This window comes from Variovorax sp. 01T439_2, assembly GCF_056398445.1.
On the sequence record NZ_JBFTPJ010000964.1, the window covers coordinates 1 to 2,187 of the forward strand.

A 2,187-nucleotide genomic window follows, 5' to 3' on the forward strand; every position below is an offset into this window, starting at 1 on the left:
GATGTAGGGCACGCGGGTTCCGTCGACCGACACCTCGCCGACCAGCGCGCCCATGCCGTAGCCGAAGGCCACGAGCCAGATCAGCGGCTCGGCGATGTTGCCGATGAGGCTGGGGATCGCGAGCTTGCGCCACACCAGCAGGTTGCGCAGGAACACGGGCCACCAGCGCAGCGAGAGCTCGGGCGCGCGCCACACGGAACGGGCCGGCGGCGATGGCGCGGCAGAAGAAGAACTTGCAGTCGTGGTATTCATGATCGTCGTGGCCTAGCCGTCCTCGCGGATCTGCCGGCCCGTGAGCTTGAGAAAAAGGTCTTCGAGGTTCGCGGGCCGATGAAAGGTGCGCAGACGGCCGTGCCGGCTGAGCGCGTCGAGCAGCCGGCGCGCATCCTGCGTGTAGAAGAACACGGTCTCGCCGCTCACTTCCACGCGCGCTGCCATCGCCTTCAGTTCGGGCGATTCGGCCAAGGACAGCGCGCCGTTGCCATACACCTCGACCACGTCGGGCTCCAGGTGCTCGGCGATCAGGTCGCGCGGGCGGCCCTCGGCGATCTTGCGGCCGTGGTCGAGCACCAGCAGGCGCGAGCACAGGCGCTCGGCCTCGTCCATGAAGTGCGTGGTCAGCAGGATCGACTTGCCCTGCTGCAGCAGCACCTGCAGGCGCTCCCACATCAGGTGGCGCGCCTGCGGGTCGAGCCCGGTGGTGGGCTCGTCGAGCAGCAGCAGCTTGGGGTCGTTCACCAGCGCGCGCGCCAGCGAGAGGCGCCGGCGCATGCCGCCCGAGAGCTCGCCCGGCTTGGCATCGGCCTTGTGAGAGAGCGCCGCAAACTCCAGCAGCTGCGGCACGCGCTCGCGCACCTGCGCCTTGCTGAAGCCGAAGTAGCGGCCGTACACCACGAGGTTCTCGGCGCAGCTGAAGTCGGGGTCGAGCGTGTCGAACTGCGACACCACGCCGAGCTGCGCCTTGATGGCCAGCGCATCGCGCGGCATCTGCAGGCCCAACGCGCAGATGTCGCCGCCGTCGGGCGTGGTGAGGCCCAGGCACATGCGGATGGTGGTGGTCTTGCCGGCGCCGTTCGGGCCGATCACGCCCAGGCATTCGCCGGGCGCGATCTCGAACGACAGGTCGTCCACGACCGTGGTGCCGCCGTAGCGCTTGCAAAGGCGGCTGGCGTGGAAGAGCGGGGCGGAGGAAGAAGAAGAGGAGGGCACGCGGCCATTCTGACGCAGGCCCGCGAAGCCTGCCGCCATCGCTTCAACCGATGGACAAGCCGCGCGAGTTCGGAGCCACTGCTGCCGCCGCCGCCCTACATGCGCAGGCCGCTGAACTCGGTCTTCATCCAGTCGATGAAGGCGCGCGTGCGGGCCGGCAGCAGCCGCGCGTTCGGGTAGATCACGCTCACCGGCCGCGGCGGCGGCTCGAAGTCTTCCAGCACCAGCTTCAACCGGCCCTGCGCCACATGCGGCAGCACCTGGTAGGAGAAGAAGGTGCCGAAGCCCATGCCCGCGGCGCAGGCTTCGATGGCCGGCGCGAGGTGGTTGAACTCGAGGCGGCAGCTCGGCGTCACGCTCACGGTCCTGCCGCGTTCGTGGAACACCCACTGCGGCGGCGCGTCGACGCGGCCGCGCACGCAGGGCGCGCCATGGAGCTCGCGCGGATGGCGCGGCATGCCGTGGCGCGCGAGGTACTCGGGGCTCACCGCCACCACGCGCCGGATGGTGCCGAGCGTCTGCGCCACGAGCGACGAATCCGCGAGCGGGCTGATGCGGATGCCCACGTCGATGCCTTCCTCCAGCAGGTTCACCGTGCGGTCGTGCAGCAGCACGGTGCAGCGCACCTTGTCGTGGCGCTGCATGAAGCGCGTGATGGCGGGCGCCACGTACATGTGGCCGAACAGCACCGGCGCGGTGATGGTGAGCTGGCCCGCGGGCTCGCGCGCCTCGGCCTTGAGCGCGAGGTCGGCGGCGTCCGCGGCCAGCAGCACCTCGCGCGCGCTCGGCAGGTAATGGCGGCCCTCCTCGGTGAGCGAGAGGCGGCGCGTGGTGCGGTGGAACAGGCGCACGCCCAGGTGGGCCTCCAGCGCGGCGAGCGCGCGCACCACCGCGGGCAGCGAACTGCCGAGCGCCTCGGCGGCGCGGGTCAGGCTGCCCTGGTCGGCAATCTGCACGAAGGTCTGCATGGCCTTGAAA

At 70.5% G+C, this 2,187-nt stretch carries 2 protein-coding genes and 1 pseudogene; all 3 read right to left on the reverse strand.

All coding sequences use genetic code 11. The features are described from left to right. A pseudogene (locus tag AC1DOC_RS30465) lies at window positions 1–252 on the reverse strand (ABC transporter permease); the annotation flags it as partial. 12 nt (window positions 253–264) lie between these two features. Then, the gene (locus AC1DOC_RS30470) at window positions 265–1,248 is read right to left on the reverse strand and encodes an ATP-binding cassette domain-containing protein (RefSeq protein WP_018905112.1); all 984 of its coding nucleotides are present in this window, start codon (window positions 1,246–1,248) and stop codon (window positions 265–267) included. 56 nt (window positions 1,249–1,304) lie between these two features. Continuing rightward, the coding region (locus AC1DOC_RS30475; protein WP_478131205.1) for a LysR family transcriptional regulator at window positions 1,305–2,187 on the reverse strand (883 nt) is incomplete at its 5' end.